Below are 7,953 nucleotides of genomic sequence, written 5' to 3' on the forward strand. Positions count from 1 at the left end.
GAAGAGACACTTGAGGGGGCGGGGAGGACTTTCTCCAGAAAGCCCTCCCCGCCCCCTCCAATCTTTTTCCTTCCCTACATCAGCCGCCGCACTTGGTGTAGGCGCAGTTGGGGCAGCGATGGCAGCCTTCCTGAAAAACGAGCTCGCCGCCGCAGTCGGGGCAAAGCTGACGGTCGAAGGCCGAAACGGTGTGCGTGGGTACGGGGTTCCTGCCCTTGAGATAACGGTTTTCGAGTACCCACGCGATGGCGTCGGGAATCGAGAGCAGGAGCCCCTTCTTTTGGAATATGGGATGCTCGCCGCCAATGCCCTTGAGCTGACCCACCACGTCGGCAACGTCGATGCCGGATCGGAAGGCCAGAGAAACGAGCCTCCCGATGGCCTCGGCCTTGGCGGTCACGGAATGCCCGGACTTGCCGATGGTCGCGAAAATCTCGAAAGGCTTGCCGTCCACCTCGTTCACCGTAAGATACATGCCGCCGAGGCCGGTCTGTACCTTTTGGGTGAACCCGGTTACGAAGTCGGGGCGCTTGCGCACGCGCACTTGCGACTCTTCGGACGGTTTCGCGGCAGGGGCGCTCGTGGTCAGCACCTGCGTGGATTTGCTGCCGTCGCGGTAAACGGTGACGCCCTTGCAGCCTTCCTCGTAGGCCATCCAGTAAATGGCGAAAATGTCGTCGCGCGTGGCCGAGTTGGGCAGGTTTACGGTTTTGGACACGGCGTTGTCCGTGTGGCGCTGGAAAGCCGCCTGCATACGGAGATGCCACTCGGGCGCGATGTCCATCGCGGTCACGAACACCCGGCGCAGATCTTCGGGAAGCTGGTCGAGGCTCTGGATGGACCCGAGCTCCGCCACGCCTTCCAGAAGCGGCTGGCTGTAGCAGTCGATTTCGCGCAAGGCTTCCTCGAAATGCGGGTTCACTTCCATAAGGCGTTCGCCGTCCATGACGTTGCGGGCGAAGCTCAGGGCGAACAGCGGTTCCACGCCGGACGAGCAGCCCGCGAGGATCGACAGCGTGCCCGTGGGCGCGATGGTCGTGATGGTCGCATTGCGCAGGGGCGGGATGCCTTTGGTGGGATAGACGGACGTTTCGTAGGCCGGGAAGGGCCCGCGTTCCGCCGCGAGCTGGATGGAAGCCGCCCGACCGCGCGTTTCGATGAAGTCCATAATCCGTTCGGCCAGCGTGATGGCGTCCGCCGAGTCGTAGGGGATGCGGAGCTGGTACAGAAGATCGGCCCAGCCCATAACCCCAAGGCCGATCTTGCGGTTGCGGCGCACCTGTTCGGCAATGCGTTCGAGGGGGAATTGCGAGGCGTCCACCACGTTGTCGAGGAAGCGGACGGCCAGCGCGATGGTCCGTTCGAGCCCCGCCCAGTCGATGCCCCGGTCGGCGGGGTTGGTTTCGTCGAGGTGCCCCGGCACGAAGAAGCTGGAAAGGTTCAGCGAGCCGAGGTTGCAGGCTTCATAGGGCAGCAGGGGCTGTTCGCCGCAGGGGTTGGTGCTTTCGATCTCGCCTTGCGCCGGAGTGGGGTTGTCGCGGTTGATGCGGTCAAGGAAGATGATGCCGGGATCGCCGCTTTGCCACGCCTTGTCCACCAGCAGGTTGAACACTTCGCGGGCGTTGAGGCGCCCCTGCTCCTTGCCGCTGGCGGGGTTGACGAGGGCGTAGTCCCGATCCTGTTCCACGGCCTGCATGAAGGCTTCGGTAATGCCTACGGAGAGGTTGAAGTTGTTGAATTCGCCTTCCTGCTCTTTGGCCCGGATGAATTCGAGGATGTCCGGGTGATCGATGCGCAGGATGCCCATGTTCGCGCCGCGCCGGGTGCCGCCCTGCTTGATCTGCTCGGTGGCGGTGTTGAAGATGCGCAGGAAGGACACCGGGCCGGAGGCCACGCCGCCGGTCGTGCCCACGCGGGAGTTCTTGGGCCGCAGACGGGAAAAGGAGAAGCCCGTGCCGCCGCCGGACTTGTGGATCATGGCGGCGAATTTTACGGCGTCGAAAATTTCTTCGATGGAGTCGCCGACGGGGAGCACGAAGCAGGCCGAAAGCTGGCCGAGCTCGGAGCCCGCGTTCATCAGCGTGGGCGAATTGGGCAGGAAGCGCCAATCGGTCATCATGTCGTAGAAGGCGCGGGCCAGCGCGTCGGGTTTCCACGGGGACTGTTCGTATTTGGCTTCCTCGGCGGCTACGGAGGACGCTACGCGCCAGAAGAGCCCGGTCGCGTCCTCGACGCATTGGCCGTTCTCGTCCTTGCGGTAATAGCGCTTGGAAAGGACTTTTTCCGCATTGGGATTGATGACGGGGGGAGTGAGATTGAGAGGCATATTCATCATGGTGGCACCAGCGTTGTTTGGGGTCTTAACGGGTTCTCCACGATACGCGGTCGGGAAGGAAAAGGCTATCTCGGGAAATGGGGCCGGAACGGGAACCACCGCGCATTTTTGGAAAAATCGGCAGGAGAAAAATTTTTATGGAAAAACGCCATGTTAGATTCTCGTCTTCCACAACGCCAAAAGCCCCCTGAGGCGACCCTCAGGGGGTGGAAGCGAGAAGTTGTTGACGGGGAGGGCTACTCGGCCGGAGCGTAGTAGCAACGCTTCGGGGACATGATCTTGCCTGATTTCTTCAGTTCGTCGATGGCCTTGGACACTTCTTTGGAATCGGCATCAAGGGCTTTGGCGACGTCGCCGGGACGGACGGGCTTGCCCGCATCCTGCATGGCCTTGAGAACCTGTTCAGCTGTAACTGCCATAATGGACCTCCGTGAAGCGGCTCTGCCGCCGGCATTTTTTAGGAACAATTCCTGATAATCAAATTCCTCTGTTTCTGTCAAGGATTTTATGTGCCGAACGCCGGAGAAGTGGGGCGGCAATCGTCTGGATTTTTGCGGGAAAAGGCGCTACGTTCCGAGGAAAAGGATAGCGGTATGAAATATCTCATCATGGAAGATTTTGCGGGGCAGCCGGTCAGCTTCGTGTTCCCCCGCCGCGTGGACCACGGCGACATGCGCGAACAGCTCCCCTACGGGCGGGTGCTCGGGGCCGGTTATGTGGAATTGCGCGACGGCGCGTTTCGTTGCCACGGCGGATATGCCGAACTGGATATTGTGGCCCGTCCCGAGGATGAGGCCATTTTGATGGAAGCCTTCCAGAAAGCCGAGTAGGGCTTGCCGCTGGCCGGACCGTGCGCCTCGGAATTTCCCTGACAAGGCTTTTCCGTTGGCGAACGAGTGGATGCGGCCTGTTTCAGCCCTCGGAGATCCCATGCCTGAATTGCCCGAAGTCGAAACCATCGCCCGCACCCTCACTCCGCAAGTCGAGGGGCGGCGCATTGTGGCTTGCGAGCTGCTCAACCCTTCCACTTTTGCGGGGACGATTCCGCTCGGCAAGGTTGTGGGCGGCGTCATCGGCCGTCCGGGACGCCGCGGCAAGCTGTTGCTGTTGCCTCTTGCATTCGGCTCGGATCCGCTGCCTCCTGTGGACGAGGCTTGTCCGTCCGGTTCGCTGGCCCGGTGCCTTGCCTGCGGGGATGAACGCATTACCGGGCTTGGGTTCCATCTCAAAATGACGGGCCGCCTGTTCGTGTATCCTGCGGGCACACCTCCGGAAAAACATACCCGGCTCCTCTTCGACCTTGACGACGGTTCTCGCCTCTTTTTCGACGATACGCGCAAATTCGGCTATGTGCGGGTTCTGTCGCCTTCCTCCGTTTCCTGCTGGCCGTTCTGGAACAGCCTTGGCCCGGAGCCGCTGGAGATGGACGCCGATGCCTTCGCGGCTTGTTTTGCCGGGCGGCGGGGCAAGATCAAGGCGCTGCTCCTTGATCAGTCCGTGCTGGCGGGGTGCGGGAATATTTACGCGGACGAAAGCCTGTTCCGCGCGGGCATCCGGCCCGACGCGCAGCTCGTGTCCGCCGACCGCCTGAAACGGCTTCACGCGGCCTTGCGGGAAGTCCTGCTCGAATCCATTGACGCGTGCGGCAGTTCCATCCGGGATTACCGCACGGCGCGGGGCGACGCCGGGGCTTTTCAGAACGCCTTCCGGGTGTACGGCCGTTCCGGCGAGACCTGCCTTGAGTGTGGGACCCCGCTGGAAAGCTGCCGCATCGCGGGGCGGGCCACCGTTTTTTGCCCGAACTGTCAGCTTGCCTGACATTCGTTCATACAACCCTTTTACTAGACCGCAAGGATTGAAGAATGCAGAAGACGATCTGCCTGTTGCCGGGTGACGGCATTGGCCCCGAGATTGTTGCCGAAGCCGTGAAAGTGCTTCGCGCCGTGGAAAAGAAATTCGGTCACTCGTTCACCATGACGGAAGCCCTGCTCGGCGGCGCCGCCATCGACGCCGTGGGCGTGCCGCTGCCCGACGCCACCGTGGAGGCCTGCAAGGCCGCCGATGCGGTGTTCCTCGGCGCGGTGGGCGGCCCCAAGTGGGATACCATCGATCCCGCCATCCGTCCCGAACGTGGCTTGCTCGGCATCCGTAAGGCCCTCGGCCTGTTCGCCAACCTGCGTCCCGCGACCCTGTTCCCCGAACTTGCCGGCGCGTGCCTGCTGCGTCCCGACATTTCCGCCAAGGGCCTTGATCTTATCGTCGTGCGCGAACTGACGGGCGGGATCTATTTCGGCCAGCCCGCCGGCACCGAAGTGCGCGACGGCCTGCGCACCGGATTCAACACCATGATTTACAACGAAGAGGAAATCGCCCGCATCGGCCGGGTGGCCTTCTCCACGGCCCGCAAGCGCCGCAAGAAGGTGTGCTCCGTGGATAAGGCCAACGTGCTTGCCGTGTCCCGCGTTTGGCGCGAAGTGATGATCGAAGTGGGCAAGGAATTCCCTGATGTGGAACTGACCCATCTCTATGTGGACAATGCCGCCATGCAGTTGGTGCGCGATCCTTCGCAGTTCGACGTCATCGTGACCGGCAACCTCTTCGGTGACATCCTCTCCGACGAAGCTTCCGTCATCACCGGTTCCATCGGTATGCTGCCTTCCGCCTCCCTCGGCACGGGCAATCCCGGCCTGTTCGAGCCCATCCACGGCTCCGCGCCCGACATCGCCGGGCAGGGCAAGGCCAATCCGCTGGCGACGATCCTGTCCGCCGCGATGATGCTCCGCCTTGCCTTCGATATGGATGCCGAAGCCGCCGCCATTGAAGGTGCCGTGCACAAGGTGCTCAGCGACGGTTTCCGCACCGGCGACATCATGGAAGCCGGGAAGACGCAGCTTTCCACCACCGCCATGGGCGATAAGGTTGTTGAAACTATGTAGAATATTGGGGGAGGGGAGAGGGAACCTTTCTGAAGAAAGGTTCCCTCTCCCCTCCCCCAAGCCCCCTCCTCTCTCCCTCCCAAGACTTTTGACTTTATTGAATCCCTGCTGGCGGTTTTCCCTGATATGAAGAGAGGGGAGCGGCTGGGCGGGATGGTTGCGGAGCCGGTTGCCCAAAGGGGTAATCGGCTTTTTTTCCGGACGCCTCTAAAGCTCTGGTGTTTTCTCCGGCTTTATGGTTTTTCTGGAAGGGATTTCAAGCGTGGAAGAGGATGGATATTCCCTTCGCATGCGCCGGAATGAGTGCGTTGGGATTGAATACAGGATGGTTTTCGCAATTGTCGGAGGCGGCATTTATGACGGATTTTTTCAGTTCACCCGTGGGGATGGCTCTGCTTGCGGGGTGCTGTACATGGGCGTTTACCGCATTCGGGGCGGGCATGGTCTATACCGCGAAATCGTTTTCCCGCCGGACGCTCGACGTGATGCTCGGTTTCGCGGCGGGTGTGATGATCGCCGCTTCCTACTGGTCGTTGCTCGCCCCCGCGCTGGAGATGAGTTCACATCTCGGCCGATTGGCCTGTGTTCCGGTGGCGCTGGGCTTTCTTGCCGGGGCAGGGGTATTGCGCTTGGTTGACCTCATCCTGCCGCATATCCATCCTACGGAAAATGTCCCTGACGGCCCGCCTTCGAAGCTGCCCCGCAGTGCGCTGCTCGTATTCGCCATCACCCTGCACAACATTCCGGAAGGGCTCGCCGTGGGCGTAGCGTTCGGGGCTGCGGCCTCAGGCGCTCCCGAAGCCAGCATCGCCGGGGCCATGACCCTGATGTTCGGTATGGGACTGCAAAACATACCCGAGGGCGTGGCCGTATCCGTGCCGTTGCTTCGGGAGGGTTTTTCCAAAAATCGCGCCTTCTTCTTTGGGCAGCTTTCCGGCATCGTCGAGCCCATAGCCGCTGTTTTCGGGGCGCTGGTCGTGGGTATCGCCGAACCCATTCTTCCCTTTGCTCTGGCTTTTGCCGCCGGGGCCATGATTTTTGTGGTCGTCGAAGAAGTGATTCCCGAGTCCCACGCCTCCGGCCACGGCGATGCGGCCAGCCTCGGCGTCATCATCGGTTTTGTGGTGATGATGTGCCTTGATGTGGCGCTGGCTTAGGTGGTTGATTGGGGAGGGGATTTCTGAGGAAAGGGTTCCCTTGCCCTCTAAAGGCTTTTGACTGGTGGGGAGGCCGCGCGAAGGGAGTTCGTTCCGTCTTTGGTTCATTATTGGTAAGAAAAACAGCCTGAACGGGGGGCGTTCAGGCTGTTTTTTTCAGTCTGCGGAAATGACCCTCAAGAGGGATTCGATAAAGTCGAAAATCTTTGAAGAGGGTGGGGGAGGTTTGGAGGGGGTGGGAGAAACTTTCTTTAGAAAGTTTCTCCCACCCCCTCCAAATTGCTCCACTGAGCCTTGAAATTACTGTTCGGAATTCATGGCGGCCTTGAACTTGCGCGAGATGCGGAAAGCCAGCACGTCGTGGGAGTCAAGGGTGATTTCTTCGCCGGTCTGGGGGTTGCGGCCCTTGCGGTTCTTCTTGGTGAAGGCTTCGAACTTGCCGAAACCGCTCAGCAGCATTTCCTTCTCTTCCTTGAGGGCTTTCTTCATGATTCCGAGCATGGCATCCAACACTTTTTTAGCGTGCTGCTGCTTCATCTCGGACTGGGCGCAAATCGACTTGGCGATATCTGCTTTGGTGACGGTTTTGCTCATGGTTTCTTCTCCGGAATCTCGCTGTGCTAGCGACATATTTTGGTGCGGCCCGTCCGGTCCCGTACCGTTTGCGAGGACGGTGGAATAGGCGCTGTGGAAGAACAGCGGCCATGTGCCGCACTGTTTTGAGACTATGCCCTATCTGAGTTTGTATTTCAATTCCCCCTTTTCGCTATCGTCATAAAATGACGCTTTTTTTTGCCCAAAACGAGGAAAAAATCTTCTGTTTTGGGAGAACATGTTTCTCGTTTATTTGTGAAAAAAATATATATTGCTTGGCATATTGCATTTAATATATTTATTTTATTTACAAAATTTATATACTGAAGGAGAAGGGCGCAAAATAAAAGAGCAACTGATTTAATTTATTGAAACAACACAATTTTTTGTAAAAATGAGCAGGGTATGTAGTCGAAATGTGTTTTTATTGTGAAAAAAGAATCGTGATGCGTAAGGAATGAGGAAGCAAAAACCAAAAAGAAAAATTGTTATGGTTTTTTTCTGGGAGTTCCATCTCTAGGGAAAAAAATGACCTCGAGGGGACTTGCGACAGCGTTTTTTTCCGCGTTTTCGCACAGAGTGCCGCTGTTTTTCGTGTTCATCTTTGGGATGTTCCAGGCCACAGGTACGGTTTGGCATGGCTCTTGCGCCCGCACGTCTGGCATCAATCCCTCTTGCTCTTGAGATACCTGTGACATTCACAGCGGTGGGTGGAACGAGAGCCAAGCGAACCAAACGGGCGCTTAAACAGATGAGCCCGGTTCCCACAAAAGAGGAAAGGCCTGGATGAGGGATTCGGTAAAGTCGAAAATCTTGGAAGGGGGAGAGGAGGGGGCGTGGGGGAGGGGAGAGGGAAACTTTCTTCAGAAAGTTTCCCTCTCCCCTCCCCCACATTCAGCACTCTACGGAAACTAATCCCATTCGCGCTTGT

7 protein-coding genes are annotated in these 7,953 nt (G+C 58.9%); 4 read left to right on the forward strand and 3 right to left on the reverse strand.

Annotated elements, in window-relative coordinates:
- Positions 1-79: 79 nt before the first annotated feature.
- Entirely contained in the window at positions 80-2,335 is a 2,256-nt protein-coding gene (locus T370_RS0120250; RefSeq protein WP_029436818.1) for a vitamin B12-dependent ribonucleotide reductase, read from the reverse strand.
- 236 nt (positions 2,336-2,571) lie between these two features.
- On the reverse strand, positions 2,572-2,754 hold the full coding sequence (locus T370_RS0120255) for a helix-turn-helix domain-containing protein (protein WP_005024929.1): 183 nt from the start codon (positions 2,752-2,754) through the stop codon (positions 2,572-2,574).
- Between the two features lie 174 nt (positions 2,755-2,928).
- On the opposite strand from T370_RS0120255, the gene T370_RS0120260 reads away from it, so the two are divergent.
- From T370_RS0120260 to T370_RS0120275, 4 genes are all read left to right on the forward strand, one after another.
- Positions 2,929-3,165 carry a hypothetical protein gene (locus T370_RS0120260; RefSeq protein WP_005024930.1) on the forward strand — a complete coding sequence of 79 codons (237 nt, stop codon included), beginning with the start codon at positions 2,929-2,931 and terminating at the stop codon, positions 3,163-3,165.
- 100 nt (positions 3,166-3,265) lie between these two features.
- Positions 3,266-4,153, forward strand: coding sequence for a bifunctional DNA-formamidopyrimidine glycosylase/DNA-(apurinic or apyrimidinic site) lyase (gene mutM, locus T370_RS0120265; protein WP_029436819.1), 888 nt, complete (start codon positions 3,266-3,268; stop codon positions 4,151-4,153).
- 44 nt (positions 4,154-4,197) lie between these two features.
- Positions 4,198-5,271 (forward strand): 3-isopropylmalate dehydrogenase, encoded by a 1,074-nt coding sequence (gene leuB / locus T370_RS0120270; RefSeq protein WP_005024934.1) that lies wholly within the window; start codon positions 4,198-4,200, stop codon positions 5,269-5,271.
- A 356-nt stretch (positions 5,272-5,627) separates the two neighbouring features.
- On the forward strand, positions 5,628-6,428 hold the full coding sequence (locus T370_RS0120275) for a ZIP family metal transporter (RefSeq protein ID WP_005024936.1): 801 nt from the start codon (positions 5,628-5,630) through the stop codon (positions 6,426-6,428).
- 300 nt (positions 6,429-6,728) lie between these two features.
- Here T370_RS0120275 and T370_RS0120280 read toward each other — a convergent pair whose 3' ends face one another.
- Positions 6,729-7,022, reverse strand: coding sequence for an integration host factor subunit alpha (locus tag T370_RS0120280; protein ID WP_005024938.1), 294 nt, complete (start codon positions 7,020-7,022; stop codon positions 6,729-6,731).
- Positions 7,023-7,953 lie beyond the last annotated feature (931 nt).

This window comes from Bilophila wadsworthia ATCC 49260, assembly GCF_000701705.1.
GTDB lineage: Bacteria > Desulfobacterota > Desulfovibrionia > Desulfovibrionales > Desulfovibrionaceae > Bilophila > Bilophila wadsworthia.